25 protein-coding genes and 1 pseudogene are annotated in these 26,312 nt (G+C 69.2%); 6 read left to right on the forward strand and 20 right to left on the reverse strand.

Translation table 11 applies throughout. From position 1 onward, the window contains the following. The first annotated feature begins 4 nt into the window (after window positions 1–4). Together ACFYY7_RS08655 and ACFYY7_RS08660 are read left to right on the forward strand one after the other, a co-directional pair. The gene (locus tag ACFYY7_RS08655; RefSeq protein WP_388658770.1) at window positions 5–754 is read left to right on the forward strand and encodes an ABC transporter permease; all 750 of its coding nucleotides are present in this window, start codon (window positions 5–7) and stop codon (window positions 752–754) included. Window positions 755–793: 39 nt separating this feature from the next. Beyond that, window positions 794–1,366: a cob(I)yrinic acid a,c-diamide adenosyltransferase gene (locus ACFYY7_RS08660; RefSeq protein ID WP_259931864.1), complete on the forward strand. Its 573-nt coding sequence runs from the start codon at window positions 794–796 to the stop codon at window positions 1,364–1,366. Window positions 1,367–1,399: 33 nt separating this feature from the next. Here the strand turns inward: ACFYY7_RS08660 and ACFYY7_RS08665 are convergent, their stop codons facing one another. Beyond that, on the reverse strand, window positions 1,400–1,951 hold the full coding sequence (locus ACFYY7_RS08665; protein WP_388658774.1) for a hypothetical protein: 552 nt from the start codon (window positions 1,949–1,951) through the stop codon (window positions 1,400–1,402). A 150-nt stretch (window positions 1,952–2,101) separates the two neighbouring features. Between ACFYY7_RS08665 and ACFYY7_RS08670 the strand changes: the two genes are divergently transcribed. The 4 genes and pseudogenes from ACFYY7_RS08670 to ACFYY7_RS08685 all read left to right on the forward strand — a co-directional run bounded on the left by ACFYY7_RS08670 (window position 2,102) and on the right by ACFYY7_RS08685 (window position 7,173). After that, window positions 2,102–3,298 carry a sensor histidine kinase gene (locus tag ACFYY7_RS08670; protein ID WP_388658777.1) on the forward strand — a complete coding sequence of 399 codons (1,197 nt, stop codon included), beginning with the start codon at window positions 2,102–2,104 and terminating at the stop codon, window positions 3,296–3,298. Continuing rightward, on the forward strand, window positions 3,295–3,945 hold the full coding sequence (locus ACFYY7_RS08675) for a response regulator (RefSeq protein ID WP_388658780.1): 651 nt from the start codon (window positions 3,295–3,297) through the stop codon (window positions 3,943–3,945). The genes ACFYY7_RS08670 and ACFYY7_RS08675 overlap by 4 nt, the downstream gene beginning before the upstream one ends. 170 nt (window positions 3,946–4,115) lie before the next feature. Further along, complete coding sequence (locus ACFYY7_RS08680) at window positions 4,116–5,993, forward strand: glycosyl hydrolase family 18 protein (protein WP_388658783.1); 1,878 nt, start codon at window positions 4,116–4,118, stop codon at window positions 5,991–5,993. A gap of 200 nt (window positions 5,994–6,193) precedes the next feature. Further along, window positions 6,194–7,173: pseudogene (locus ACFYY7_RS08685) on the forward strand (IS5 family transposase). Window positions 7,174–7,192: 19 nt separating this feature from the next. Here the strand turns inward: ACFYY7_RS08685 and ACFYY7_RS08690 are convergent. The 19 genes from ACFYY7_RS08690 to rho form a co-directional block, all read right to left on the reverse strand. Then, window positions 7,193–7,639, reverse strand: a complete 447-nt coding sequence (locus ACFYY7_RS08690) for a DUF2550 domain-containing protein (protein WP_266733551.1) — start codon at window positions 7,637–7,639, stop codon at window positions 7,193–7,195. Window positions 7,640–7,780: 141 nt separating this feature from the next. Then, complete coding sequence (locus ACFYY7_RS08695) at window positions 7,781–8,155, reverse strand: F0F1 ATP synthase subunit epsilon (protein ID WP_259931878.1); 375 nt, start codon at window positions 8,153–8,155, stop codon at window positions 7,781–7,783. 110 nt (window positions 8,156–8,265) lie between these two features. Then, window positions 8,266–9,708, reverse strand: coding sequence for a F0F1 ATP synthase subunit beta (gene atpD / locus ACFYY7_RS08700; RefSeq protein ID WP_388658785.1), 1,443 nt, complete (start codon window positions 9,706–9,708; stop codon window positions 8,266–8,268). After that, window positions 9,708–10,622, reverse strand: coding sequence for a F0F1 ATP synthase subunit gamma (locus ACFYY7_RS08705; protein ID WP_351260794.1), 915 nt, complete (start codon window positions 10,620–10,622; stop codon window positions 9,708–9,710). The genes atpD and ACFYY7_RS08705 overlap by 1 nt, the downstream gene beginning before the upstream one ends. Before the next feature lie 3 nt (window positions 10,623–10,625). After that, entirely contained in the window at window positions 10,626–12,197 is a 1,572-nt protein-coding gene (gene atpA / locus ACFYY7_RS08710; RefSeq protein WP_093543999.1) for a F0F1 ATP synthase subunit alpha, read from the reverse strand. A gap of 138 nt (window positions 12,198–12,335) precedes the next feature. Further along, entirely contained in the window at window positions 12,336–13,151 is an 816-nt protein-coding gene (locus ACFYY7_RS08715) for a F0F1 ATP synthase subunit delta (RefSeq protein WP_351260796.1), read from the reverse strand. Next, window positions 13,148–13,693: a F0F1 ATP synthase subunit B gene (locus tag ACFYY7_RS08720; protein WP_388658790.1), complete on the reverse strand. Its 546-nt coding sequence runs from the start codon at window positions 13,691–13,693 to the stop codon at window positions 13,148–13,150. Before ACFYY7_RS08720 ends, ACFYY7_RS08715 begins: the two co-directional genes overlap by 4 nt. A 38-nt stretch (window positions 13,694–13,731) precedes the next feature. Next, window positions 13,732–13,959 (reverse strand): ATP synthase F0 subunit C, encoded by a 228-nt coding sequence (atpE, locus tag ACFYY7_RS08725; RefSeq protein WP_030386954.1) that lies wholly within the window; start codon window positions 13,957–13,959, stop codon window positions 13,732–13,734. Between the two features lie 72 nt (window positions 13,960–14,031). Then, the gene (gene atpB, locus ACFYY7_RS08730; RefSeq protein ID WP_259931969.1) at window positions 14,032–14,868 is read right to left on the reverse strand and encodes a F0F1 ATP synthase subunit A; all 837 of its coding nucleotides are present in this window, start codon (window positions 14,866–14,868) and stop codon (window positions 14,032–14,034) included. A 210-nt stretch (window positions 14,869–15,078) separates the two neighbouring features. Further along, on the reverse strand, window positions 15,079–15,516 hold the full coding sequence (locus tag ACFYY7_RS08735; protein WP_388658793.1) for a hypothetical protein: 438 nt from the start codon (window positions 15,514–15,516) through the stop codon (window positions 15,079–15,081). 262 nt (window positions 15,517–15,778) lie between these two features. After that, the gene (locus ACFYY7_RS08740) at window positions 15,779–17,167 is read right to left on the reverse strand and encodes an MraY family glycosyltransferase (RefSeq protein ID WP_388658796.1); all 1,389 of its coding nucleotides are present in this window, start codon (window positions 17,165–17,167) and stop codon (window positions 15,779–15,781) included. A 120-nt stretch (window positions 17,168–17,287) separates the two neighbouring features. Next, complete coding sequence (gene glyA / locus ACFYY7_RS08745) at window positions 17,288–18,553, reverse strand: serine hydroxymethyltransferase (protein ID WP_388658799.1); 1,266 nt, start codon at window positions 18,551–18,553, stop codon at window positions 17,288–17,290. A 314-nt stretch (window positions 18,554–18,867) separates the two neighbouring features. Then, window positions 18,868–19,509: a protein-tyrosine-phosphatase gene (locus ACFYY7_RS08750; protein WP_388658802.1), complete on the reverse strand. Its 642-nt coding sequence runs from the start codon at window positions 19,507–19,509 to the stop codon at window positions 18,868–18,870. After that, window positions 19,506–20,153: an L-threonylcarbamoyladenylate synthase gene (locus tag ACFYY7_RS08755; protein ID WP_266729677.1), complete on the reverse strand. Its 648-nt coding sequence runs from the start codon at window positions 20,151–20,153 to the stop codon at window positions 19,506–19,508. Before ACFYY7_RS08755 ends, ACFYY7_RS08750 begins: the two co-directional genes overlap by 4 nt. Before the next feature lie 64 nt (window positions 20,154–20,217). Further along, window positions 20,218–21,063, reverse strand: coding sequence for a peptide chain release factor N(5)-glutamine methyltransferase (gene prmC / locus ACFYY7_RS08760; RefSeq protein WP_326767849.1), 846 nt, complete (start codon window positions 21,061–21,063; stop codon window positions 20,218–20,220). A 40-nt stretch (window positions 21,064–21,103) separates the two neighbouring features. Next, window positions 21,104–22,180 carry a peptide chain release factor 1 gene (gene prfA / locus ACFYY7_RS08765; RefSeq protein ID WP_356088300.1) on the reverse strand — a complete coding sequence of 359 codons (1,077 nt, stop codon included), beginning with the start codon at window positions 22,178–22,180 and terminating at the stop codon, window positions 21,104–21,106. A gap of 155 nt (window positions 22,181–22,335) precedes the next feature. Then, on the reverse strand, window positions 22,336–22,560 hold the full coding sequence (gene rpmE / locus ACFYY7_RS08770) for a 50S ribosomal protein L31 (protein WP_003966263.1): 225 nt from the start codon (window positions 22,558–22,560) through the stop codon (window positions 22,336–22,338). Window positions 22,561–22,702: 142 nt separating this feature from the next. After that, window positions 22,703–23,806 (reverse strand): LCP family protein, encoded by a 1,104-nt coding sequence (locus tag ACFYY7_RS08775; protein ID WP_388658806.1) that lies wholly within the window; start codon window positions 23,804–23,806, stop codon window positions 22,703–22,705. Window positions 23,807–24,195: 389 nt separating this feature from the next. Beyond that, window positions 24,196–26,211: a transcription termination factor Rho gene (gene rho / locus ACFYY7_RS08780; RefSeq protein ID WP_388658808.1), complete on the reverse strand. Its 2,016-nt coding sequence runs from the start codon at window positions 26,209–26,211 to the stop codon at window positions 24,196–24,198. Between the last annotated feature and the right edge of the window lie 101 nt (window positions 26,212–26,312).

The following is a 26,312-nucleotide window of genomic DNA, read 5'->3' on the forward strand; positions in this document are numbered from 1 at the left end:
TCCGATGCTTCTCCACGACACCGCGCTCGTCTTCGGGCGGTACGCCCGGCAGACCCTGCGCTCAAAGTTCCAGATCCTCTTCGGCATCCTCATGCCGCTGCTCTACCTGCTCTTCTTCGGCCCGCTGCTCACCGGGCTGCCGCTCGGCTCGACCGGTGACTCCTGGCAGGTCCTGGTCCCCGGACTGCTGCTCCAACTCGGCCTGTTCGGCGCTTCGTTCGCCGGGTTCGCCATCATCATCGACAAGTCGACCGGGGTCGTGGAGCGGATGCGGGTGACCCCGGTCAGCCGGCTGGCGCTGCTCCTGGGCCGGGTCCTGCGCGATGCCCTGCTGTTCATGTTCCAGGCGGTGCTGCTGGTGCTCGCCGCCGTGCTCATGGGGCTGCGCGCGCCCCTGCCCGGGGTGCTGATCGGCTTCGCGTTCGTCGGCCTGCTGACGATCTCGCTGGCCTCGCTCTCGTACGCCCTGGCCATGAAGGTCAGCACCCCGCAGGAGTTCGGCCCGGTGATCAACTCGATCACCATGCCGGCCATGCTGCTCTCCGGTCTGATGCTGCCGATGACCCTGGGCCCCGGCTGGCTGGACGTGCTCTCCCATCTCACGCCGTTCCGCTACCTCGTGGACGCGGTGCGGGACGCGTACGTGGGTTCGTACGCATCCGCCCACATGCTCTACGGGGTGCTGGTCGCGCTCGGATTCGCGGCGATCGCCGTGGCGGTGGGCACACGCGTCTTCCGGCGGGCGGGTGCCTGACTAAAGGGCTGTCCCGTGGACAGCCCTTAGGCTGACCGCATGGTCAATCTGACACGTATCTACACGCGCACCGGCGACCAGGGCACCACCGCCCTCGGCGACATGAGCCGGACCGCAAAGACCGATCTGCGGATCTCCGCGTACGCCGACGCCAATGAGGCCAATGCCGTCATCGGTACCGCGATCGCGCTCGGGCAGCTCCCCGAGGACGTCGTGAAGGTCCTCGTCCGCGTGCAGAACGACCTGTTCGACGTGGGCGCGGACCTGTCGACCCCGGTCGTCGAGGATCCCAAGTACCCTCCGCTGCGGGTGGAGCAGAGCTACGTCGACAAGCTGGAGGCGGACTGCGACCACTTCCTGGAGCAGCTGGAGAAGCTGCGCAGCTTCATCCTGCCGGGCGGCACCCCGGGGGCCGCGCTGCTGCACCAGGCGTGCACGGTGGTCCGGCGCGCGGAGCGGTCCACCTGGGCGGCGCTGGAGGTGCACGGCGAGGTGATGAACGCGCTGACCGCGACGTATCTCAACCGGCTCTCCGACCTGCTGTTCATCCTCGCCAGGACGGCGAACAAGGAGGTCGGCGACGTGCTGTGGGTGCCGGGCGGCGAGCGGTAGCCGTCCCGGTCCGCGGACCGGGACGGGCCGGGGTCAGCTCGACGGCCCCGGCCCCGGCGCCGTCTTCGGGAACAACGTGTAGCTCCCCGCGATGACCACGTTGATACCGATCACGAACAGCATCTTCTCCTGCCACGCCTGCAACGACGACACATCGCCGTCCCCGCCCACGTACCAGACGGCCGCCTGGAGCAGCGCCAGCGCGGTCACCGCCGCGGCCGTCCAGCGCGCCGCGACCTTCCACTCGTGCACCGCGCGCGCCATGCCGTACTTCGGCGGCTTCACCGGCGGCGGCCCGCCCGCGAAGCGGTGCGCCACCCGGGCGTCGACCCAGCGGATCGTGGAGTGGCCGAGCCCCACGGTGAAGCCGATGTAGACCGCGGCGAGTCCGTGCTTCCAGTCGGGCTGAGCCCCGTTCTTCAGGTCGATGGCGGTCACCACCAGCAGTACGACCTCCAGCAGCGGCTCGCACAGCAGCATGGCCGCGCCCAGCCTCGGTTTCTTCGCCAGGTACCGCAGCGCGAGCCCCGCGGCCAGCAGCACCCAGAAGGCGACTTCGCAGAGCACGATCAGCGTGACGATCACGGCCCTCTCCTTTCCGTCTCCCCCAGCCTCCCGGCCGCCCGGCCCGGATTCGTCGTCTGCGATGACGAACCACGACTGCATCCTTCGATGTACTCGCGCCTCGCCCCTGGTACGGAGGTCCGGGCGCGGGCCGCCGTGTTGGATGGGAGGGTGCTCTCCCTTCCCCGGCCGCACCGCCACGACGTGCTCCTGGCGGTCATCGGCCTCTTCGGCGGCCTCGTCCTGTGGATGCTCGGTCTGAACATCCAGGGCGACCGGAGCTTCGTCGCCCCGTGGGTGTCCCTGCTGCCGCTCGCCGTCGTGTCGGCGCTCGAACTGGTCCGCCGGACCGCCCCGCAGACCGCCCTGGTCATCGGCACGGTCGCACTGGTCGCGGACCAGTTCACGGTCGGGAACCTGGCGACGGTGCTGATGTTCACGGACCTGATGTACGCGGCCGTGCTGTACGGGAAGCCGTCCGCCGCCCGCCGCATCCCGGTGACCACGTTCCTGATCACGATCGCGGTCACCATCGGGTTCCTGGCCTGGTTCCGCAACCCCCAGGCACTGCTCATCGGCGTCGTCACCGCCATGGTCTCGTTCCTGCCCGCCATCACCGGGGTCAGCGTCCGCAACCACCGCGACGCCGCCGAGACGGCCCGGTTGCACGCCGAACAGACCGCACTGCTGGCCGAGATGGACCGGACCCAGGCGGTGACCGCCGAGCGCACCCGGATGGCCCGCGAACTCCACGACATGGTGGCCAACCACCTTTCCGCGATCGCCATCCACTCCACCGCCGCGCTCTCCATCGACGACCCGGCCACCTCCCGCGACGCGCTGGGGGTGATCCGGGAGAACAGCGTCGACGGGCTCGCCGAGATGCGGAGGCTGATCGGGCTGCTGCGCACCGGCGGCGGTGGCCTGGAACCGGCCGCCTCGCCCACCCTCGCCTCGCTGGACGCCCTGCTGGAGCAGACCCGTACGAACGCCGCGTCGAGCGGCCTGACCTGTACGTTCGAGGACGAGCGGGGCGAGGGCGGCGCACTGCCCACGCCGGTCGAGCTGGCCGCGTACCGGATCGTCCAGGAGTCCCTGACGAACGCGCTCAAGCACGCCGCGCCCGGCCCGGTCACGGTGCGGCTCGGGCAGTCCGGGCAGCTGCTCATGGTGGAGGTCAGCAGTGTGTTCGGGGACCGCCCCGGGCCGCGTGCACCCGGCTCGGGGGCCGGTCTGGTGGGGATGCGGGAGCGGGTGGCACTGCTGGGCGGCGCGATCGAGGCCGGTCCGTCAACCACCGGCGACGGTACGAAGATCTGGCGGGTACGGGCCGAACTGCCCGTGGAGGAAGGGGCGTCGAGGACATGACGATCCGGGTTGTGGTAGCCGAGGACCAGTCGGCCGTCCGGGCGGGGCTGGTGCTGATTCTGCGCAGCGCCCCCGACATCGAGGTCGTGGGCGAGGCCGGGGACGGCGAGGAGGCGGTGCGCCTGGCCCGCGAGCTGCGGCCGGACCTAGTGCTGATGGACATTCAGATGCCGCGGCTGGACGGGGTGTCGGCGACCGGGCAGGTGGTGGCCGAACGGCTCGCGGACGTGCTGGTGCTGACCACCTTCGATCTGGACGAGTACGTCTTCGGGGCGCTGCGGGCGGGGGCCGCCGGCTTCCTACTGAAGAACACCGACGCGCGCGATCTGCTCGACGCCGTACGGACGGTGGCGCGCGGCGAGGGGCTGATCGCCCCGGCCGTGACGCGCAGGCTGATCGCCGAGTTCGCCAGGGCTTCTCCCGTACGGCCCGCGAACGCGCCCGATCCCGCGGTGCTGGACGCGCTCACCCGGCGGGAGCGGGAGGTTCTGGGCTGCCTCGGCGAGGGCCTGTCGAACGCCGAGATCGCGGTCCGGCTCTCCGTGGCGGAGGCGACGGTGAAGACCCATGTGAGCAGGCTGCTGGGCAAGCTGGAACTGCGCAGCCGGGTCCAGGCGGCGGTACTCGCACAGGAATTGGGAGTCTGAAGGTTTAGTCGCGAACTTTGGTCCAGACCTCTTGACGATTGGTCCAGACCTTCCTAATCTCACCGAGCACACTGCGGTGAGCACGCCATGACAAGGCGGGCTCAGGGCGGCGCAGGGTTTGCAGTCCACGGACCACCCCCGATTGTCCGGACCTCACCCGAGGAGCACCGTTGAGCACTGAAACCCCCCTACGCCGGACCCGATTCAGACTCGGGACCGGAAGAGCCACCAGATCCAGAGCAGTCGCCGGTGTCACCGCGCTGCTGCTTCCACTCGCCGCGATGGTCGGCCTGGCCTCCCCCGCCGAGGCCGCCACCTCGGCGACCGCCTCCTTCGTCAAGAAATCCGACTGGGGCAGCGGCTTCGAGGGCCAGTGGACGGTGAAGAACACCGGCACCACCGCCCTGTCCTCCTGGACCATCGAGTGGGACTTCCCCTCCGGCACCGCGGTCGGCTCCGCCTGGGACGCCACCGTCACCAGCTCCGGAACCCACTGGACCGCCAAGAACCTCGGCTGGAACGGTTCGGTCGCCCCCGGCGCCTCCGTCAGCTTCGGCTTCAACGGCACCGGCCCCGGCGCCCCCACCGGCTGCAAGCTGAACGGCGCCTCCTGCGACGGCGGCAGCGTCCCCGGCGACAACGCCCCCTCGGCACCGGGCACTCCGACCGCGAGCGCCGTCACCGACACCTCGGCCAAGCTGAGCTGGTCCGCCGCGACCGACGACAACGGCATCAAGAACTACGACGTGCTGCGGGACGGCACGGTCGTCTCGACCGTCACCGGCACGACGTACACGGACTCCGGCCTCAAGGCCGGCACCGACTACTCGTACACCGTGCAGGCCCGTGACACCGCCGACCAGACCGGTCCGGTCAGCGGCGCGGTGAAGGTCCACACCACCGGTGGCGGCGGCAACCCCGACCCCGGCACCGGCGGCAAGGTCAGCCTCGGTTACTTCACCGACTGGGGCGTCTACGGCCGGAATTACCACGTCAAGAACCTGGACACCTCGGGTTCCGCCGCGAAGATCACGCACATCAACTACGCCTTCGGCAACGTCCAGGGCGGCAAGTGCACGATCGGTGACTCCTACGCCGACTACGACATGGCGTACACCGCCGACAAGTCCGTCGACGGCGTAGCCGACACCTGGGACCAGCCGCTGCGCGGCAGCTTCAACCAGCTGCGCAAGCTCAAGGCGAAGTACCCGCACATCAAGGTGCTGTGGTCCTTCGGCGGCTGGACCTGGTCCGGTGGCTTCGGCGAGGCCGCGAAGAACCCGGCCGCGTTCGCCGACTCCTGCTACAAGCTGGTGGAGGACCCCCGCTGGGCCGATGTCTTCGACGGCATCGACATCGACTGGGAGTACCCCAACGCCTGCGGCCTGACCTGTGACACCAGCGGCCCGGCCGCGCTGAAGGGCCTCACCACCGCGCTGCGCACGAAGTTCGGCAGCAGCAACCTGGTGACGGCCGCCATCACCGCCGACGGCTCCGAGGGCGGCAAGATCGACGCCGCCGACTACGCCGGCGCCGCCCAGTCCCTGGACTGGTACAACGTGATGACGTACGACTTCTTCGGCGCCTGGGCGGCCAAGGGCCCGACCGCCCCGCACTCCCCGCTCACCTCCTACAACGGCATCCCGCAGGCCGGCTTCAACTCCGCCGACGCCATCGCCAAGCTGAAGGCCCAGGGCGTCCCCGCGTCCAAGCTGCTCCTCGGCATCGGCTTCTACGGCCGCGGCTGGACCGGCGTCACCCAGGACGCGCCCGGCGGCGCCGCCACCGGCGCCGCACCCGGCACCTACGAGGCGGGCATCGAGGACTACAAGGTCCTCAAGAACAGCTGCCCGGCCACCGGCACCGTCGCCGGCACCGCGTACGCCCACTGCGGCACCAACTGGTGGAGCTACGACACCCCGGCCACCATCACGTCCAAGATGAGCTGGGCGAAGAGCCAGGGCCTGGGAGGCGCGTTCTTCTGGGAGTTCAGCGGCGACACCGCCAACGGTGAACTCGTCGGCGCCATCAACAGCGGCCTGAAGTAGCCCTCACGGTCTGAGGCAACCCCCCACCAGCACCACGCACCACCCCGGAAAGCAGCCGGGGAGACGGGTCCGCCCCCCGTCTCCCCGGTTCTTCCGTCTTCTGGGCCGTGCCGAGCGCTCGTGCTAGGGCCTGTGTGATGTCGTGATCAGTTGCCGGGTTCTGTGCTCTTCGTGGGGTGGAGCCCGGTAGGACTGTGGTCGTGACGCGTAGGCAACTCACCCATGCTCAGTGGAAGTTCATCGAGCCGTATCTGCCGATCGGTAGGTACGGCCCGTATCCGGAGCGTTTGCGGGAACAGTTCGAGGGGGTGATCTGGCGGTTCCGCTCCAGCGGTCAGTGGCGGGAGATGCCTGCCGAGTTCGGCCCATGGGCCACCGTCTACGGACGTTTCCGCGTCTGGCGGGACGCCGGTGTGTTCACCGCCCTGCTGGAAGGTCTGATCGCTCAGGCAGCCCGCGCGGGGCAGACAGACTTGTCGCTGGTCAGCGTGGACTCCACTACTGTCCGCGCCCACCACGACGCCGCGGGGCTCCGCGTCAGCAAGCACCTCATGTCGGCCCTGGAGGAAGCCGCGCAGGAGCAGGAGACAGCCCGGCAAAAGGGGGTGGCACGGAGGAACAGAACGGACAGGACGAGCGCCGGCGCATCCGGCGCCGACGCAAGCTCCGCCTGAAGCAAGCCCTGCTCGGCCGGTCCCGGGGCGGCCTCACCAGCAAGATTCATCTCGCGGCGGACCGCAGATGCCGTCCGCTCGCGTTCGTCCTGACCGCCGGGCAGGCCGCGGACAGTCCGCAGTTCATCGCCGTGCTCGAGAAGGTGCGAGTCCGTCTGCCGGTCGGCCGTCCCCGCACCAGACCCGGCGCAGTCGCCGGCGACAAGGCCTACTCATCGCGCGGGAACCGCCGCTACCTGCGAAAACGCAACATCAAAGCAGTCATCCCGGAGAAGAAGGACCAGGCCGCAAACCGCAAGAAGAAGGGCTCACGAGGCGGCCGGTCCATCAGCCACGACGCCGACCTCTACAAGGAACGGAACACCGTCGAGCGCCTGATCAACAAGCTGAAAGCCTGGCGAGGCATCGCCACCCGCTACGACAAGTCGCCCGACAGCTACCTCGCCGGCCTCCACCTGCGAGCCTCCATGATCTGGATCGACGACCTGCTCAAGACCACCGCGTGATCACGACATCACACAGGCCCTAAGCCACGTTGACCCGCTGGCCGGGCGGAGCCGCCTCCAGCCAGGCGAGGAATCCGGTCAGCGCGTCGTCGCTCATGGCCAGCTCCAGGCGGGTCTCCCCGTGGAGACAGCCGAGCACCACGGCGTCGGAGAGCAGCGCCAGCTCCTCCTCGCCCTCGGGCAGCCGCCGGGCGACCACCTCGATCGCGGAACGCTCCAGGACCCGGCGGGGTCGAGGAGCGTAGGAGAAGACGCGGAACCAGTTGATCCGGTCCTCGCTGTACCGGGCGACCCCGTAGACCCAGCCCTTGCCCGAGAGATCGGGCTCCTCGGACACGTTCCATCGCAGGCTGCAGTCGAAGGTCCCGCCGGAGCGCTGAATCAGCCGCCGGCGCAGACCGAAGAAGAAGAGTCCGATCAGGACCAGTGCGACGAGCAGCCCGCCCACCCACAGCGCGAGGAACATCTCCACCGACCTCCTCGCGTCGTCGAGTAACGGATACCACCAGAACTACAACCGCACCTGCATCGCCTCAGCCGCGACACGGTCTGGAGTGGTCTCCAGCTCGGGCCGCGGCTGAGGGTAAAGCTACGTGGTAGCGGGGCGCTAGCGCACCGCCACCGCACGCAGTCGGACTTCGGCGCGCCGCTCGGAGGCAGCGTCCGTGTCCGACTTCGCGCGCTCCAGCGCACGCTCGGCGCGCTGGACATCGATCTCGTCCGCCAGCTCCGCGATCTCGGCGAGCAGCGAGAGCTTGTCGTCCGCGAACGAGATGAAACCGCCGTGCACAGCGGCGACCACGGTCTGGCCGTCGCTCGTACGGATCGTCACCGGGCCCGATTCCAGCACACCCAGAAGCGGCTGGTGACCGGGCATGACGCCGATGTCGCCGGACGTGGTGCGCGCGACGACCAGGGTGGCCTCGCCGGACCAGACACTGCGGTCCGCGGCGACCAGCTCGACGTGCAGCTCAGCAGCCAAGGGTGGCTCCTCGGGTCACCACCCGGCCGTTCGAGCCGGGTGTTGGGTCAATTCTACGGGGCGTGGTGAGGGGGACGGGACACACCCGCCCCCCTCGGTGAGCCAGGGGCTCAGGAGACGCCGAGCTCCTTGGCGTTGGCCTTCAGGTCCTCGATGCCACCGCACATGAAGAACGCCTGCTCGGGGAAGTGGTCGTACTCGCCGTCGCAGATCGCGTTGAACGCGGCGATCGACTCGTCGAGCGGCACGTCCGAACCGTCCACGCCGGTGAACTGCTTGGCGACGTGGGTGTTCTGCGACAGGAAGCGCTCGACACGACGGGCACGGTGGACAACGAGCTTGTCCTCCTCGCCCAGCTCGTCGATACCGAGGATCGCGATGATGTCCTGGAGGTCCTTGTACTTCTGGAGGATCCCCTTGACACGCATGGCCGCCGCGTAGTGGTCCTCCGCGATGTAGCGGGGGTCCAGGATGCGGGACGTGGAGTCCAGCGGGTCCACGGCCGGGTAGATGCCCTTCTCGGAGATCGGACGGGAGAGAACCGTCGTCGCGTCGAGGTGGGCGAAGGTGGTGGCCGGGGCCGGGTCGGTCAGGTCGTCCGCGGGGACGTAGATCGCCTGCATCGAGGTGATCGAGTGACCACGGGTCGACGTGATGCGCTCCTGCAGCAGACCCATCTCGTCGGCCAGGTTCGGCTGGTAACCCACCGCGGACGGCATACGGCCGAGCAGGGTGGACACCTCGGAGCCGGCCTGGGTGTACCGGAAGATGTTGTCAATGAAGAAGAGCACGTCCTGCTTCTGCACATCGCGGAAGTACTCCGCCATGGTCAGACCGGCCAGCGCGACGCGGAGACGCGTGCCCGGCGGCTCGTCCATCTGACCGAAGACAAGCGCCGTCTTGTCGATGACGCCCGAGTCGGCCATTTCCTCGATGAGGTCGTTGCCCTCACGGGTGCGCTCACCGACACCGGCGAACACCGACACACCGTCGTGGTTGTTGGCCACGCGGTAGATCATTTCCTGGATCAGAACAGTCTTGCCGACACCGGCACCACCGAACAGACCGATCTTTCCACCCTTGACGTACGGGGTGAGCAGGTCGATGACCTTGACGCCGGTCTCGAACATCTCGGTCTTGGACTCGAGCTGGTCGAAGTTGGGCGCCTTGCGGTGGATCGGCCAGCGCTCGGTGACCTCGGCGTTCGCCTCGGGCTTGTTCAGGATCTCACCGAGGGTGTTGAACACCTTGCCCTTGGTGATGTCGCCGACGGGGACCGTGATTCCGGTGCCCGTGTCGGTCACCGCGGCCTGGCGGACCAGACCGTCGGTGGGCTGCATCGAGATCGCGCGGACCACGCCGTCGCCCAGGTGCTGGGCGACCTCGAGGGTCAGCGTCTTGAGCTTGCCGTCCTCGGCCGGGTCGGCCACCTCGACGGTCAGGGCGTTGTAGATCTCCGGCATCGCGTCGACGGGGAACTCCACGTCGACGACCGGGCCGATGACCCGGGCGACGCGGCCCGTGGCAACGGCCGTCTCAACTGTGGTCGTCATTACTTGTCACTCCCCGCGGTCGCGTCGGCCAGCGCACTGGCACCACCGACGATCTCGCTGATTTCCTGGGTGATTTCGGCCTGGCGGGCCGCGTTGGCAAGCCGGGAGAGCGTCTTGATGAGCTCACCGGCGTTGTCGGTGGCCGACTTCATCGCGCGGCGGCGGGCGGCGTGCTCGGAAGCAGCGGCCTGCAGCAGCGCGTTGTAGATCCGGCTCTCGACGTACCGCGGAAGCAGGGCGTCGAGGACGTCCTCCGCCGACGGCTCGAAGTCGAACAGCGGCAGGATCTCTCCCTTGCCGGCGTCTTCCTTCGTGGCATCGAGGCTGAGCGGCAGCATCCGGTCGTCGACCGGGTTCTGCGTCATCATCGACACGAACTCCGTGAAGACGATGTGCAGCTCGTCCACGCCGCCCTCGGCGGTCTCCTGGGTGACCGCCTCGATCAGCGGGGCCGCAGCCCGCTTCGCATCCGCGTACGTCGGGCTGTCGGTGAAGCCGGTCCACGAGTCCGCGAGCTTGCGCTCACGGAAGCCGTAGTAGGCGACACCCTTGCGGCCGATCACATAGGTGACGACCTCCTTGCCCTCGCCCCGGAGCCGCTCGGTCAGTCGCTCCGCGGCCTTGATGGCGTTGGAGGAGTAACCGCCGGCCAGACCGCGGTCGCTCGTGATGAGCAGGATCGCGGCCCGTGCCGGGGTCTCGGCCTCGGTGGTCAGCGGGTGCTTGGTGGTGGAGCCGGTCGCCACCGCGGTCACCGCACGGGTGAGCTCGGTCGCGTACGGCGTCGACGCCGCCACCTGGCGCTGTGCCTTGACGATGCGCGAGGCGGCGATCATCTCCATCGCCTTGGTGATCTTCTTCGTGGCGGTGACGGAGCGGATGCGGCGCTTGTAAACGCGAAGCTGAGCGCCCATCGATCAGCCCTCGCCCAGGAGCTTGCCGTCCGAGGTCTCGAACTGCTGCTTGAAGGCGGCGACGGCGTCGGCGACCGACTGCAGCGTGTCGTCCGACATCTTGGCGCCCTCGGCGATGCTGGTCAGGAGGTCCTTGCGCTCACGGCGCAGGTACTCCAGCAGCTCGCTCTCGAAGCGACGGATGTCCTCGACCGGGACGTCGTCCATCTTGCCGGTGGTGCCGGCCCAGATGGAGACGACCTGCTCCTCGACCGGGTACGGGGAGTACTGCGGCTGCTTCAGCAGCTCGACCATGCGCTTACCGCGCTCCAGCGACGCCTTCGAGGCCGCGTCCAGGTCGGAACCGAAGGCGGCGAACGCCTCCAGCTCGCGGTACTGGGCGAGGTCCACGCGGAGACGGCCGGAGACCTGGCGCATCGCCTTGTGCTGGGCGGAGCCACCGACGCGGGAGACCGAGATACCGACGTTCAGGGCCGGACGCTGGCCGGCGTTGAACAGGTCGGACTCCAGGAAGCACTGGCCGTCGGTGATGGAGATGACGTTGGTCGGGATGAACGCCGACACGTCGTTCGCCTTGGTCTCGACGATCGGGAGGCCCGTCATCGAACCGGCACCCATGTCGTCGGAGAGCTTCGCGCAGCGCTCCAGCAGACGCGAGTGGAGGTAGAAGACGTCGCCCGGGTAGGCCTCACGGCCCGGCGGACGGCGCAGCAGAAGCGACACGGCGCGGTAGGCGTCGGCCTGCTTCGAGAGGTCGTCGAAGATGATCAGGACGTGCTTGCCCTGGTACATCCAGTGCTGACCGATGGCCGAACCGGTGTACGGCGCAAGGTACTTGAAGCCGGCCGGGTCGGACGCCGGGGCGGCGACGATGGTCGTGTACTCGAGCGCGCCGGCCTCTTCGAGGGCACCGCGCACGGAGGCGATGGTGGAGCCCTTCTGACCGATGGCGACGTAGATGCAGCGCACCTGCTTGTTCACGTCGCCCGAGCGCCAGTTGTCGCGCTGGTTGATGATCGTGTCGACGGCCAGAGCGGTCTTACCCGTCTGACGGTCACCGATGATCAGCTGACGCTGGCCGCGGCCGATCGGCACCATGGCGTCGACGGCCTTGTAGCCGGTCTGCATCGGCTCGTGCACCGACTTACGGACCATGACGCCAGGGGCCTGCAGCTCGAGGGCGCGGCGGCTGTCGGTCGCGATCTCGCCGAGACCGTCGATCGGGTTGCCGAGCGGGTCGACGACGCGGCCGAGGTAACCCTCGCCGACGCCGACGGAGAGCACCTCACCGGTGCGCTGCACCGGCTGGCCCTCTTCGATGCCGCTGAACTCGCCGAGGACGATGGCACCGATCTCGCGCTCCTCGAGGTTGAGGGCGAGACCGAGGGTGCCGTCCTCGAACTTCAGCAGCTCGTTCGCCATGGCCGAGGGAAGACCCTCGACCTTCGCGATGCCGTCGCCGGCAACGCTGACCGTACCGACCTCCTCGCGCGAGGCCGCGTCCGGCTTGTACGACTGGACAAAGTTCTCCAGCGCGTCCCGGATCTCCTCCGGCCGGATCGTGAGCTCCGCCATCTGGGTTCCCTGCTCTCCTTGTTGGGCCCGAAGTTTCTTAAGGGGGTCTGGGGGCCGACCCCCAGGAATCTTCTGCAATTTCTGCACGGCCCAACCGGGCCGCTGGTCTTGCTCTGTTCTGTTGCTGCGCTGCGTCGGTCAGCCGGCCATGCGTCGGGTCGCCTCTTCGAGGCGCTCCGAGATGGTGCCGTTGATGACCTCGTCACCGACCTGCACCGCGATCCCGCCGAGGACCGTCGGGTCCACGTCGAGGTTCAGGTGCATCGGACGGCCGTAGATCTTCGCCAGTGCGGCGCCGAGGCGCTGCTTCTGCCGATCACTGAGCGGCACGGCCGAGGTGACCACGGCGACCATGCGGTCCCGGCGCTCCGCGGCGAGCTTGGAGAGGGACTCGAGTCCCGCTTCCAGGCTACGTCCACGCGGCTGGGTGACAAGCCGCGTGACGACGCGCTCGGTGGCGGGCCGCGCCTTGCCGCCGAGCAGGCTGCGCAGCAGCTGCCCCTTGGCGGCGGTGGACGCGGACCGGCTGGTGAGCGCGGCGCGCAGCTCCTTGTCGGAGGCGACGATCCGGCCGAACCGGAACAGCTCGTCCTCGACGTCGTCGAGGTCTCCGCTGCGCTGGGCGGCGGTGAGGTCTGCGATGTTCGCCAGTTCCTCGACCGAGTCGACCAGGTCGCGCGACTGCGACCAGCGGGAGCGGACCATGCCGGAGATCAGGTCGACGGTCTCGCCGCCCACCTGACCGCGCAGCAGTCGTCCGGCCAGCTCCGCCCGGGCCTCGCCGGCCTGCGACGGGTCGGTCAGGACCCGCCGCAGTGAGACCTCGCGCTGGAGCAGCGCCGTCACGGCGGCCAGCTCCTCGGCGAGCTTCGCCGCGTCGACCGACGTGTTGTCGGTCAGCGCGTCGAGCGACTCACGTGCGGCAGCCAGTGCCTCGCGGCTCGCGCCGTTCATCGGACAGCCTCGGCCTTCGCCTCGAGCTCGTCGAGGAAACGGTCGACGGTGCCGCTCTGCCGGGCGTGGTCCTCAAGGGACTCGCCGACGAGCTTGCCGGCCAGGTCGGTGGCGAGCTTGCCCACGTCCTGACGCAGCGCGGAGGCCGCGGCCTTGCGGTCGGCCTCGATCTGGGCGTGACCGGCAGCGATGATCTCCTCACGCTGCCGCTGACCTTCCGCCCGCATCTCCTGCAGGATCACAGCGCCCTGCTCCTGCGCCTCCTGGCGCAGTCGCGCGGCTTCGTGGCGGGCCTCGGCGAGCTGGGCCTTGTACTGCTCAAGGACGCTCTGGGCCTCGGTCTGGGCCGCATCGGCCTTCTCGATACCGCCTTCGATGGCCTCGCGACGCTCTTCCAGAACCTTGTTGATGTTCGGGAGAAGCTTCTTGGCAAGGAAGCCGAAGACGATGACGAAGGCGATCAGACCGATGACGAGCTCAGGGATCGGCGGGATGAGGGGGTTCTCCACCTCGGAGGCCGCGAGCTGAACCAGGGGGTTCACATCAGTGCCTTTCGTCGGAACGGACTAGTCGCGGTTCGTCAGCTGTAGACGAACGGCATGACCAGACCGATGAGGGCGAGCGCCTCACAGAAGGCGAAGCCGAGGATCTGGTTGGCGCGGATCAGACCGGCAGCCTCGGGCTGACGGGCGAGAGCCTGCGTGCCGTTACCGAAGATGATGCCGACGCCGACGCCGGGGCCGATGGCAGCCAGGCCGTATCCGACGGAGCTGAGGGAACCGGTGACGGCGGCAAGGGTCTGGGACATGCCAGTTCTTCCTTCTCTTTCACGGACCGGTGGGGGTTGGCCACCGGACGACTGGGGGTATGGGAGGCGCGATCAGTGGTGCTCGGCGACAGCGCCCTGGATGAAGCTGCACGCCAGGAGCACGAAGACGTACGCCTGAACAGCCTGGATGAAGAGCTCGAAGGCCGTCATCACGATGACCATCACGAACGAGACGCCCGCGTAGGCGATACCGATGCCGTTGAGCAGGTACCAGCTGGCGATGGTGAAGAGCAGCAGCAGCGTGTGACCGGCGAACATGTTCGCGAAGAGTCGGACCGCGTGCGTGAAGGGCCGGACAACGACGTTCGAGAAGAACTCGATGACCATGACCATCGGGAGCACCGGGCCGAGCGACTTGTCGTAGCCCGTCAGGTTCTTGAAGCCGCCGACGAAACCGTGGCGCTTGAAGGTGATGCTCATCCAGAGGACGTAGACGATCAGGGCCAGCCCGGCCGGGTAGGCGATGACCGACGTCACCGGGAACTGGGCGAGCGGGATGATCGACCAGAGGTTCATCATCCACACGAAGAAGAAGATCGACACCATCAGCGGGACGTACTTCTCGCCCTCGCGCTTGCCGAGCGTCTCGTAGACGATTCCGCGGCGTACGAAGTCGTAGCCGGCCTCGGCAACCATCTGCAGCTTGCCCGGAACGACCTTCGGCTTACGGAAGGCGGCCCAGAAGAAGCCGACGATGATGACCGTACCGAGGAGCGCCAGCAGCATCGTCTTGTTGAAGTAGATGTTGCTGTCCGCGTCACCGAAGATCGGCTCGAACAGGAAAGAGTGCAAGCCAGGACCCGGGAAACCACAACCGGAGAAGATGTGGCAATCGGTCTCGAAGGCGAGCACCTGTGTCGGGTCAGCACTCACCGCGGGCTCCTTCAGCGTGGCGCATAGGTACGGCAACCTCGTTGTGTCGGCGCGGCGCGCAGCCGCGGTTCGGCACTGGACTGGTGTTACGGATGTGTGAGCGGCAGTCAGGCATTGAGCCTCGCGATCGAGCAGGCGTCAGCTCACATGCCCGCGCCCGCAGTGCCGCAGTTGGAACCGGACGATAGCAGGGTCTTGAACCTGCACTTATCCCGCCCCTACCCTTCACGACTTCGAGCCCGTGTTCTTGGGCTTTTCCGCCTTGTCGGACTCGGGTTCGACGTAAAGGATCTTGGCCTTCATGTGTGCACGCGTCTGTGCGCCGATCCACACGAGGGTCATCGCGACCAAAGTGATCGCGAACGCCTTCGGGTTGAACATCGTCGTGTTCTTGAAAGCGGCGACGAAGATGAACAACAGGAGAAGCTGAGCCGTGTACAGCATCAGCCCCATCGCCTGGAACAGGTGGGGCAACGACCGCGCGGTCCGCTGCAGGACCAGCAGGCCGATTCCCATGAAGAGGATCACCACGATCGTCGCAACACCTGCGCCGAGGGCTCCCTTGCCGCCCGCGACACCAGCGCTGACAGCAACGGCGACAACGCCGGCGGCAGCGGTGGGTACAGCGGCTTGAAGGAGAGTCCGGGCGTCGTTGGACGGCATGGCGGCAGCTCCGCTTGCAGGGGGTGGGCAGTGTGTCGTCATGGACGAGCGTAGGCCCGGTCCGAATCGATGCCTCGGGCCAATGGACCGTGCTACTCAAGTCCTTCGGCTCCGTCACCGGGCTTCGTGAACGGTATCACAAACTATTTGATGAGGTCTTTACCAAGAAAGTGTGCTTACAGTCACACGTGAGAGTGAATTCGCGCATGTGAGCAAGGCAACTCAATTACTTGTCTGGTATTGCCCCGCGGTGCCCGAATTCTCAGCGTGTGGATTCAGCCCTGTCTCTGTCCGAAAAACGCGAACGGGGGCCGATGGCGGTCGCCCCGTTGACGCCGGACACCCCCACGACCACCGGGGTGCGCTCCTGTGACTCGGGCCCCTTCTGCCCCATCGGCGCCTCCAGGGGCCCCTGTTGGCGCCCGGCCCCGGACGAGGGGGCCGTCCCTTCCGCCGCCTCGCCCTTGTCCCGGATCCGGCGGTAGCGGGGCGGTACGAAGCGTTCCGCCCAGTACGGAGCCCTCGGCGTGAAGCGCGGCAGCAGCAGCAGTACGAGACCCAGCGCGCTCATCCCCATGATCACCAGCACGATCCACAGGGACGTCGAGTGCACGGAGTAGCCGACCGCGCCGAAGGCGATCAGGGCCGACCAGAAGTACATGATCAGCACGGCCCTGCTGTGCGAGTGGCCGATCTCCAGCAGCCGGTGGTGCAGGTGGCCGCGGTCCGCCGCGAACGGCGACTGCCCGTTCCACGTCCGCCGCACGATCGCCAGCACCAGGTCCGCGGCCGGGATCGCGATGATCGTCAGCGGCAGCAGCAGCGGGATGAAGACCGGCAGCATCGCGTGGGTGGCCTCGCGCTCACTGCCGGCGAAGAGCCTCATCGTGTCCGGGTCGACCCGGCCCGTCACCGAGATCGCACCGGCCGCGAGCACCAGGCCGATCAGCATCGAACCCGAGTCGCCCATGAAGATCCGCGCGGGATGCATGTTGTGCGGCAGGAAACCCAGGCACATGCCCATCAGGATCACCGTGAAGAGCGCCGCCGGGGCCGCCGCCTCGATCATGTGCCCGTACCAGAGCCGGTAGGTGTACAGGAAGAACGCGGCGGCGGCGATGCACACCATGCCCGCCGCGAGACCGTCCAGGCCGTCGACGAAGTTGACCGCGTTGATGGTGATGACGACCAGGGCGACCGTGAGCAGCGTGCCCTGCCACTGGGTGAGCGCGACGGTGCCCACACCGGGGATCGGCAGCCACAGGATCGTCAGACCCTGGATGACCATGACCGCGGCGGCGATCATCTGCCCGCCGAGCTTGATCAGCGCATCGATCTCGAACTTGTCGTCCAGGACACCGATCAGCCAGATCAGCGCGGCGCCGGAGAGCAGCGCCCGCGGCTCGGTGGAGAGCTGGAAGACCCAGTCGAGGTTGTGGAGATGGGCCGCGACGATCAGTCCGGCGCACAGCCCGCCGAACATGGCGATGCCACCGAGCCTCGGTGTCGGTTCTCGGTGGACGTCACGCGCACGGATCGCGGGCATCGCCCCGATCGCGATGGCGAACTTACGCACCGGACCGGTCAGCAGATAGGTCACCGCGGCCGTGACACAGAGCGTCAGCAGGTAATCACGCACGGGCTGCCCCATAGATTTCGCCGGCCATCTCAGCCCACACCCTAAACCGTCCTGGCATCAGGGACGGCCGCGCTGCACGGGCCTCATGACCGAGGACACAGCGATCGGGTCCATCGGTTCCGCATCGGACGGCTACCCCGGGTAAGGCGGATGGCTCTCCGCCAGTTCGCGCACCTCCGCTCGGACGTCGGCCTCCTCACGCACCGCCGTTCCGAAGAGCACCGCCAGCCGGGCCATGTCCGCGTCGTCCATGCCCTGGGTGGTGACGGCCGCGGTGCCCAGCCGGATGCCCCGGGCGTCCCCGTACGGCAGCGCGCAGGTGTCCAGCACCAGGCCCGCCGCCGCCAGCCGGGCGCGGGCGGTCCGCCCGTCGACGCCCAGCGGGTCCGGGTCCGCGACGATCAGGTGGGTGTCCGTGCCGCCGGTGGTGACCTCGAAGCCCTCCGCCTCCAGACCGGCCGCCAGCACCCGGGCATGGGCCACCACCCGGTGCGCGTACGTCGTGAACGCCGGGGTGGCCGCCTCACCGAACGCGACGGCCTTCGCGGCGACGGTGTGCATCTGGGCACCGCCCTGGGTGAACGGGAAGACCGCCCGGTCGATCCGCTCCGCCAGCTCCGCGCCGCACAGGATCATCCCGCCGCGCGGCCCGCGCAGCACCTTGTGCGTGGTCGCGCAGACCACATCGGCGTACGGCACCGGGCTCGGCGCCGCTCCCCCGGCGATCAGCCCCATCGGGTGCGCGGAATCGGCGATGAGATACGCGCCCGCCTCGTCGGCGATCTCCCGGAACAGCTCGTAGTCGGGATGGCGGGGGTACGAGATGGAGCCGCTCACGATCGCCTTGGGGCGGTGGGCGCGGGCCAGCGCGCGGACCTGCTCGTAGTCGATCAGGCCGCTCTCCGGGTCCACCCCGTAGCCGATGAACTCGAACCAGCGGCCGGAGAAGTTGGCGGGCGAACCGTGGGTGAGGTGTCCGCCGTACGGGAGTCCCATCGCGAGCACCGTGTCGCCGGGACGGAGCAGGGCGGCGTAGGCGGCGAGGACCGCGGAGGAGCCGGAGTGCGCCTGGACGTTGGCGTGCTCGGCGCCGAAGAGCGAGGTGGCGCGGCGGCAGGCGATGCGTTCGGCGGCGTCGGCCTGTTCGCAGCCGCCGTGGTGGCGGGCGCCGGGATAGCCCTCGGCGTACTTGTTGGCAAGGGGTGAGCCGAGGGCGGCGAGGACCGCGGGCGAGGTGAAGTTCTCGGCGGCGGTCAGCTGCAGGGTGCTGGACTGGCGGTGCAGCTCCCCCAGCAGCACGGCGGCGACCTCCGGATCCTCCCGGAGCAGGGCATCGAAGTCCTGCGGCAGGGCGGCCTGGGGGACGGAGGGCGGTGCGGCTGGAGTGGTGACCGGCATCGATGGGCTCCGGGCCTGGAGAGGGGTGCGCTGGCGTCAGATCCAATGTAGGCCCGCGACGGGCCTCCTGCGCGCTGTGCGGCGCCGTCGTGCACCCGCCCGGCCCTCCCGTACCCGGACGGTGCGTACGCCCGTCAGGGTGGCGTGGACGGCCCGCCCGTCAGTGCTCCACGGATACGCCGGTGAGCGCGGTGACGCCCGGGTCGAGCACCATTCCCGACGCGCCCCTCGCACCGCTCGGCCCCGGCGGGCCTCCCGGGCTTCGGCGCGCTGCGCCGGTCTCCGGCCGTCGGGCGGGCGGCAGGTCCGCAGCCTCAGCGGTGGGTCGCGACGCCCGTCAGCGCGGTGACGACCGGGTCGAGGGCCTGGTTGATCTCGTCGCCGACGGAGCGGAAGAACGTGATCGGGGCGCCGTACGGGTCGTACACCTCGTCCGCCTCGGCGGTGGGGGCCAGCAGCCAGCCGCGCAGCGCGGCGGCGGCGCGGACCAGTGCGCGGGCGCGCTCGACGACGCCCTCGTCCCGCGGATCGGGGAGCGTGGCCGGGTCTATCGCCCGGACCAGCCGGGTGAATTCCTTGAGGGTGAACGTGCGCAGGCCGGCCGAGTGACCCATCGAGATCACCTGCGCGCGGTGGTCGCGGGTGGCGGTGAGCACCAGGTCGGCGCGGATCACGTGCTCGTCGAGCAGTTCCCGGCCGACGAAGCCGGTGGTGTCGGCGCCGAAGTCGGCGAGGACCGTCTCGGCGTTGGCCTCCATGGGGGCGCCTTCGTGGCCCCAGGTGCCCGCGCTCTCCACGATCAGTCCGCCGCTGAGCGGATCGCCGAGGCGGTCCATCAGGGCATGGCGGGTCAGCCGCTCGGTGATGGGCGAGCGGCAGACGTTGCCGGTGCTGACGTGGAGGATGCGGAAAGTGTCGGCCCGCCCCGCTATGCCACGCCCCTCAGGGGCGGTCAATTGGCCACCTCGAGGTCGGGTACCACCTTGCGGAGCTCCTCGACGGAGAGCGCGCCGGCCCGCAGCAGCACGGGGACCTTGCCGGTCACGTCGACGATCGACGAGGGCACGATGCCGGGCGTCGGGCCGCCGTCCAGGTAGACGGAGACGGAGTCGCCGAGCATCTCCTGGGCCGCGTCGCAGTCCTCCGGGGACGGGTGGCCGGTGAGGTTGGCGCTGGAGACGGCCATCGGGCCGACCTCCGTGAGCAGCTCGATGGCGACCGGGTGCAGCGGCATCCGGATGGCGACGGTGCCACGGGTGTCCCCGAGGTCCCACTGGAGCGACGGCTGGTGCTTGGCGACGAGCGTGAGGGCGCCGGGCCAGAAGGCGTCGACGAGCTCCCAGGCCTGCTCGGAGAAGTCGGTGACCAGGCCGTGCAGGGTGTTCGGGGAGCCGATCAGGACGGGCGTCGGCATGTTGCGGCCGCGGCCCTTGGCGTCCAGCAGGTCGGCGACGCCCTCGGAGCTGAAGGCGTCCGCACCGATGCCGTACACGGTGTCGGTGGGCAGCACGACCAGTTCGCCACGGCGGACGGCCGACGCGGCCTCACGCAGACCCGTCGTACGGTCGGTCGCGTCGTTGCAGTCGTATCGCCGTGCCATCAGCCGGCCTCCTCAAGCGTGTACGGGTGTCGCGGGTACGGGTCGTGCGGGTGGTGGCCGCCGGTCACGGCATGGCCTTGCGGGCCGTTGCGAACCGGGGCCGGTTGTTCAGGTCGGGGTGGTCGGCCGCGTCCGCCCAGCCGCGCTCCTCGGTGAAGATCCACGGCACCTGGCCGCCCTGGGTGTCGGCGTGCTCGATGACGACGAGGCCGCCGGGGCGCAGCAGGCGGTGCGCGGTGCGTTCGATGCCGCGGATGGTGTCGAGGCCGTCCTCGCCGGAGAAGAGGGCCATCTCCGGGTCGTGGTCGCGGGCCTCGGGCGCCACGTACTCCCATTCGGTGAGCGGGATGTACGGCGGGTTGGAGATGACCAGGTCGACCTGGCCGTCGAGCTCGGGGAGGGCGGTCAGCGCGTCCCCCTGGTGGACGGTGACCCGGGAGCCGTCGGCGTTCTTCCTCGTCCACTCGATGGCGTCGTCGGAGAGTTCGACCGCGTGCACCCGCGAGCGCGGCACCTCCTGGGCCATGGCCAGGGCGATGGCGCCCGATCCGCTGCACAGGTCGACGACGGTCGGCTCGACGACGTCCATCGCGCGCACCGCGTCTATCGCCCAGCCGACGACCGATTCGGTCTCCGGGCGGGGGACGAAGACACCGGGTCCGACCTGGAGCTCCAGGTAGCGGAAGAAGGCGCGGCCGGTGATGTGCTGGAGCGGTTCGCGGGCCTCGCGGCGGGCGATGGCCTCCCAGTAGCGGGCGTCGAAGTCCGCGTCCGGCACCCGGTGCAGCTCGCCCCGCTTGACGCCGTGGACGAACGCGGCGAGTTCCTCCGCGTCGAATCGCGGCGAGGGCACACCGGCGTCGGCCAGCCGCTGGGTGGCCTGGGCCACCTCGGCGAGCAGCAGGTTCATCGCGGTTCTCCGTACGGTTTACGGGCTGGGCGGGCTTTGCTTAAGCGGCGGCGAGCTTGGCTGCGGAGTCGGCGTCGACACACGCCTGGATCACGGAATCCAGGTCGCCGTCGAGCACCTGGTCCAAGTTGTACGCCTTGAAGCCGACTCGGTGGTCCGAGATCCGGTTTTCCGGGAAGTTGTACGTACGGATCTTCTCGGAACGGTCGACCGTACGCACCTGGCTGCGCCGTACGTCCGAAGCCTCCTGCTCGGCGGCTTCCTGGGCGGCGGCGAGCAGTCGCGAACGCAGGATGCGCATGGCCTGCTCCTTGTTCTGGAGCTGGCTCTTCTCGTTCTGGCAGGAGGCGACGACGCCGGTCGGCAGATGCGTGATGCGGACGGCGGAGTCCGTGGTGTTGACGGACTGGCCGCCGGGACCCGAGGAGCGGTAGACGTCGATGCGGAGGTCGTTGGCGTGGATCTCGACGTCGACCTCCTCGGCCTCGGGCGTGACGAGCACACCGGCGGCGGAGGTGTGGATGCGGCCCTGCGACTCGGTGGACGGGACGCGCTGCACGCGGTGCACGCCGCCCTCGTACTTCAGCCGGGCCCACACGCCCTGGCCGGGCTCGGTGGCGCCGTTGCCGCCCTTGGTCTTCACGGCGACCTGGACGTCCTTGTAGCCGCCGAGCTCGGACTCGGTGGAGTCGATGATCTCGGTCTTCCAGCCGACGCGCTCGGCGTAGCGCAGGTACATGCGCAGCAGATCGCCGGCGAACAGCGCGGACTCGTCGCCGCCCGCGCCGGCCTTGATCTCCAGGAGCACGTCCTTGTCGTCGCTGGGGTCGCGCGGGACCAGGAGGAGGCGGAGCTTCTCGGTGAGCTCTTCGCGCTGCTTCTCCAGGTCCTTGACCTCGGCGGCGAAGTCGGGGTCGTCGGCGGCGAGCTCGCGGGCCGTCTCGATGTCGTCGCCGGTCTGCTTCCAGGAGCGGTACGTCGCGACGATCGGGGCCAGCTCGGCGTAGCGCTTGTTGAGCTTGCGCGCGTTGGCCTGGTCGGCGTGGACCGCCGGGTCCGCGAGCTTCTTCTCCAGATCGGTCTGCTCGCCGATCAGTTCCTCGACCGCCTCGAACATCTTCGGGCTCCTGGTTTCTTCACTCGTGCGTGCCTGCTGGACGGCGTGATGCCGGCCGGGCGGGGGTACGGAACGGGGCCGCGTACCCCCGGCCGGAAAAAACGCCGGTCCCGGCGCCCCCACAAGAGGGCGCCGAGAACCGGCGCAGTGGCTCGCTACTTGCTGGCGGAGCCGGCAGCCTTGCCGAAGCGGGCCTCGAAGCGGGCCACGCGGCCACCGGTGTCGAGGATCTTCTGCTTGCCCGTGTAGAACGGGTGGCACTCGGAGCAGACGTCGGCACGGATGGTGCCGTTGTCGATGGTGCTCCGGGTCGTGAACGACGCGCCACAGGTGCAGCTGACCTGCGTCTCGACGTACTCGGGGTGGATGTCGCGCTTCAAGGGTTTCTCCTAGGTTCGGGAGGGCGCCGGGTCGTACGCGCGGATTGCGCGTCCGTGAACCGGGGCCGACGTACCAGTCTGCCAGGACCGGCCGTATCTCCCAAAACCGGGGGCGGGCCGCAACTATTCCCGGCCCGCCGGGTCACCGCACGACGCTGCCGGCTTCGCCCTTGTCGCCCGCCGACTTCTCGGTGGCGGAGGCGGGGATGGCCTTGTCGTGTGCGAGCGCGGACCAGACCTGCCGCGCGGACTCCTCCAGCGGTATGACGCGGTTCGGGTCGGCCGGGTCGTACTCGACGGGCAGGGTGACCATGTGGACGTTATTCGAGCCGAGCCCCTTGAGGCCGTTGGCGAAGGCGGTGAGCTCGGAGACCGAGCCGAGGTCGGAGTCGGTGGTGACGGTTTTGGTGGCCGTGTCCGCGAGGTCGTAAAGGGTCTTCGGGTTCGAGAACACCCCGACGGTCTTGACCTGCTCCATCAGCGCCTTGATGAACGCCTGCTGGAGCTGGATGCGGCCGAGGTCGCTGCCGTCGCCGACGCTCTTGCGGGTACGGACCAGGCCCAGCGACTGCTCGCCGTCCAGGGTGTGGGTGCCGGGTTCGAGCTTCAGATGGCTCTTGGGGTCGTCGATCGCCGCGGTGGTGGTGATCTCGACGCCGCCCAGTTCGTCGATGAGCTTCTTGAATCCGGTGAAGTCGACTTCGAGGTAGTGGTCCATGCGGATGCCGGACATGGCTTCGACAGTCTTGACCGCACAGGCCGGCCCGCCGACCTCGTACGCCGTGTTGAACATCGCGCGCTGCTGGCCCGCGACGGTCTGCCCGTTCGTGTCGCTGGTGCAGTCGGGGCGGGTGACGAGGGTGTCGCGCGGGATGGAGACGACGGAGGCCGTCTTGTGGCCCTTGTTGATGTGCACGACCATCGCGGTGTCGGAGCGGGCCGTGCCCTCGTCGGCGCCGTACTCGGAGTTCGCGCCGGACCGGGAGTCCGAGCCGAGCACGAGAATGTCCTGGGAGCCGTTGTCGATGTTGTCGGGGCGGTCCTTGCCGAGCGCCGCGTTGATGTCGACGGCCTTGAGATTGCCGTTGAGCTTGAAGTAGGCGTATCCCAGACCGGCACCACCGACGACGACCGCGCCGGCCAGGGTCCAGGCGGCGATCACGGTCGCCCTGCGGCGACGGGAGGGCTTCTTCCGGCGCTTGCCGGTGGGGCGTATTCGGCCCCCGCTCCCGTTCTGCTCGGTCATGGGTCTCCTTCGGTCGTCAGCTTTTCCCGGCCCGGCCCTGTCCGGCCCCCGAGCAGCGGTGTTCGGGCATGGCAACGTCGACATGTCGGTACCGCGTACGACGCCGTGGCACGAAGAAGGGTTGCACAGCCACCTGTCGTTCCCGTGTGAGGGACGAAACGGACAACAACCCGGCCCAACAGCCGGTGACCCCGCGCTCACCTGCGGTTTCTTGCTCGGTACAGCCATCGCCTCGCCGCCCGCGGGGGCCCGGCATGTGGCAAAGGTCTCGAAACGGCCACGGGGGCGCCGGGTCGGCTGCGTCACACCCGCGCCGCCCATGACACAGGGCCGCCCCCGTCACCGAAGTGACGGGGGCGGCCCTGTGGTTCGGCCGGTCCGGGGCGACGTCAGTCGTTGCCGTTGCCCGGGGCCGGCGTCGTCTTCTGGATCTGGAGCAGGAACTCCGCGTTGGACTGGGTCTTCTTCATCCGGTCCAGGAGGAGCTCGATCGCCTGCTGCTGGTCGAGCGCGTGCAGCACCCGGCGCAGCTTCCAGACGATCGCCAACTCATCGCTGCCCAGGAGGATTTCCTCCTTGCGGGTGCTGGACGCGTCGACGTCCACCGCCGGGAAGATGCGCTTGTCCGAGAGCTTCCGGTCGAGCTTGAGCTCCATGTTGCCGGTGCCCTTGAACTCCTCGAAGATCACCTCGTCCATGCGCGAGCCGGTCTCGACGAGCGCGGTGGCCAGGATGGTCAGCGAACCGCCGTCCTCGATGTTGCGCGCGGCACCGAAGAAGCGCTTCGGCGGGTACAGCGCGGTCGAGTCGACACCACCGGACAGGATGCGGCCGGAGGCGGGGGCCGCGAGGTTGTACGCGCGTCCCAGACGGGTGATGGAGTCCAGCAGGACGACCACGTCGTGACCCAGCTCGACGAGACGCTTGGCGCGCTCGATGGCCAGCTCGGCGACGGTGGTGTGGTCCTCGGCGGGGCGGTCGAAGGTCGAGGAGATGACCTCGCCCTTCACCGACCGCTGCATGTCGGTGACCTCTTCCGGACGCTCGTCGACCAGGACGACCATCAGGTGGCACTCGGGGCTGTTGACGGTGATCGCGTTGGCGATCGCCTGCAGGATCATGGTCTTGCCGGTCTTCGGCGGGGCCACGATCAGCCCTCGCTGGCCCTTGCCGATCGGGGCGACCAGGTCGATGATCCGCGTCGTCAGGACGTTGGAGTCGGTCTCCAGACGGAGCCGGTCCTGCGGGTAGAGCGGAGTCAGCTTCTGGAACTCCGGGCGGCCGCGGCCGGTTTCGGGCGCCATGCCGTTCACCGAGTCGAGGCGGACCAGGGCGTTGAACTTCTCCCGGCGCTCGCCGTCCTTGGGCTGGCGCACCGCACCGGTGACGTGGTCACCCTTGCGCAGGCCGTTCTTGCGGACCTGGGCGAGCGAGACGTACACGTCGTTCGGGCCCGGCAGGTAGCCGGAGGTCCGGATGAACGCGTAGTTGTCCAGGATGTCCAGGATGCCCGCGACGGGGATCAGGACGTCGTCGTCGGAGACGGGGACCTCGCTGGCGAAGTCCTCGCGGCCACGGCGGCCACGGCGGTCGCGGTAGCGGCCGCGGCGGCCACGGCGGCCACCGGCCTCGTCGTCGTAACCGTCGTCCTGCGGGCCGCCGCCCTGCTGCTGGCCCTGGCGCTGCTGGCGCTGGCCGCCCTGCTGGCCCTGGCCACCGCCCTGCTCGTCGCCCTTGCCCCGGCGGTCGCGCTGACGGTCACGGCGCTCCCCGCGCTCGCCACGCTCCTGACGGTCGCCGCGCTGACCGCGGTCCTGGCGGTCGCCGCGGCGGCCCTCGGCCGTATCGGCGGCGGCTTCGGCCTTGGCGTCGGCGCGGTCGTCGCCCTTGGGCTCGGCCTGCGTGTCCGCCTTGGCCTCGGCGGGCTTGCTGTCCGCCTTGGTCTCCGGGCTGCCCGCCTGCGCGGTCGCACGGCGCCGACGGCGCTCGCCCGCGGGCTGGTCGTCGCTGGCCGGCTGGCCGGGGATGTCGATCTGCTGCTGGGCCGCAGCCTTCTCGGCGGGCGCCTCGGCGGCAGGCTCGTCCCCGGAGCGCGCCTTGGAGGTGGCACGGCGCTTCGGCTTGGTCTCGGACGCCGCAGCGGGCGCGGCGGCCTTGGGCGCGGCGGAGCTACCGGCCTGCGCCTCCTTGATGACCTCGATCAGCTGGCCCTTGCGCATCCGCGCAGTGCCCTTGATGCCGAGGCCGGACGCGACCTGCTGCAGCTCGGCCAGGACCATGCCGTCAAGGCCGGTGCCGGAGCGGCGGCGCCGTGCGGTGGTGCCAGTGGCAGCACCTTCGGCGGGCGCGGCGCTGTCGACGGTCTTGTCGGCAGTCACGCCCATCAGATCGGTGGTGTCGCTCACGAAGGGTCCTTCCCTGGAGCGGACGTCGGCCTTCTGGCTCGGCGACCGGTTGTGCTGTCCGACTGCGGTCTTTTCTTGCGGACCGTGCCGGGGCGGTGGTC

It is taken from the genome of Streptomyces sp. NPDC001933, assembly GCF_042890955.1.
Classification (GTDB): domain Bacteria; phylum Actinomycetota; class Actinomycetes; order Streptomycetales; family Streptomycetaceae; genus Streptomyces.

What these genes read in the sequence shown, in the direction of transcription:
- ACFYY7_RS08660 (WP_259931864.1), top strand. Translation starts at nt 794, where the DNA reads ATGGTCAATCTGACACGTATCTACACGCGCACCGGCGACCAGGGCACC.
- atpD (WP_388658785.1), bottom strand. Translation starts at nt 9,708, where the DNA reads ATGACGACCACAGTTGAGACGGCCGTTGCCACGGGCCGCGTCGCCCGG.
- ACFYY7_RS08705 (WP_351260794.1), bottom strand. Translation starts at nt 10,622, where the DNA reads ATGGGCGCTCAGCTTCGCGTTTACAAGCGCCGCATCCGCTCCGTCACC.
- ACFYY7_RS08755 (WP_266729677.1), bottom strand. Translation starts at nt 20,153, where the DNA reads ATGGCACGGCGATACGACTGCAACGACGCGACCGACCGTACGACGGGT.
- prfA (WP_356088300.1), bottom strand. Translation starts at nt 22,180, where the DNA reads ATGTTCGAGGCGGTCGAGGAACTGATCGGCGAGCAGACCGATCTGGAG.
- atpA (WP_093543999.1), bottom strand. Translation starts at nt 12,197, where the DNA reads ATGGCGGAGCTCACGATCCGGCCGGAGGAGATCCGGGACGCGCTGGAG.
- prmC (WP_326767849.1), bottom strand. Translation starts at nt 21,063, where the DNA reads ATGAACCTGCTGCTCGCCGAGGTGGCCCAGGCCACCCAGCGGCTGGCC.
- ACFYY7_RS08735 (WP_388658793.1), bottom strand. Translation starts at nt 15,516, where the DNA reads ATGCCGTCCAACGACGCCCGGACTCTCCTTCAAGCCGCTGTACCCACC.
- ACFYY7_RS08690 (WP_266733551.1), bottom strand. Translation starts at nt 7,639, where the DNA reads ATGTTCCTCGCGCTGTGGGTGGGCGGGCTGCTCGTCGCACTGGTCCTG.
- ACFYY7_RS08740 (WP_388658796.1), bottom strand. Translation starts at nt 17,167, where the DNA reads ATGGGGCAGCCCGTGCGTGATTACCTGCTGACGCTCTGTGTCACGGCC.
- ACFYY7_RS08775 (WP_388658806.1), bottom strand. Translation starts at nt 23,806, where the DNA reads ATGACCGAGCAGAACGGGAGCGGGGGCCGAATACGCCCCACCGGCAAG.
- ACFYY7_RS08715 (WP_351260796.1), bottom strand. Translation starts at nt 13,151, where the DNA reads ATGAACGGCGCGAGCCGCGAGGCACTGGCTGCCGCACGTGAGTCGCTC.
- atpE (WP_030386954.1), bottom strand. Translation starts at nt 13,959, where the DNA reads ATGTCCCAGACCCTTGCCGCCGTCACCGGTTCCCTCAGCTCCGTCGGA.
- glyA (WP_388658799.1), bottom strand. Translation starts at nt 18,553, where the DNA reads ATGCCGGTCACCACTCCAGCCGCACCGCCCTCCGTCCCCCAGGCCGCC.
- ACFYY7_RS08655 (WP_388658770.1), top strand. Translation starts at nt 5, where the DNA reads ATGCTTCTCCACGACACCGCGCTCGTCTTCGGGCGGTACGCCCGGCAG.
- ACFYY7_RS08675 (WP_388658780.1), top strand. Translation starts at nt 3,295, where the DNA reads ATGACGATCCGGGTTGTGGTAGCCGAGGACCAGTCGGCCGTCCGGGCG.